The sequence below is a fragment of the Halomicronema sp. CCY15110 genome (genome assembly GCF_016888165.1).
In the GTDB taxonomy this organism is placed as follows: domain Bacteria; phylum Cyanobacteriota; class Cyanobacteriia; order Phormidesmidales; family Phormidesmidaceae; genus Halomicronema.
On the sequence record NZ_JACSWC010000012.1, the window covers coordinates 1 to 253 of the forward strand.

At 57.3% G+C, this 253-nt stretch carries 1 protein-coding gene; it reads right to left on the reverse strand.

The window, feature by feature from the left end; translation table 11 throughout:
* Positions 1-241 (reverse strand): transposase family protein (locus tag JUK32_RS00050; protein WP_204136835.1); only part of this gene is annotated, 241 nt, incomplete at its 3' end.
* Positions 242-253: the final 12 nt, after the last annotated feature.

The window sequence follows — 253 nt, forward strand, 5'->3', positions numbered from 1 at the left end:
GTTCGACACTGGTGCACTCCTGCTGCCATTGTTCGAGAAGACTGGCCGGTAGTTCCTGTCGCAGATAGGGCAGGATTGCATGGATGTAGTTGCACACCGTTGCTTCCGCACAGCCCATCACTGCCGCGATCCCTTGCATCGTCCAGTGTTGACGTAGATAGAGCAAGGTGACGAGCAAGCGGCACAACAGAATAGCCTCTTTTTTCCGCCCTCCCCCGCTTTGCCGCTGACGCGTTGGCAATTGTGCCCGCTG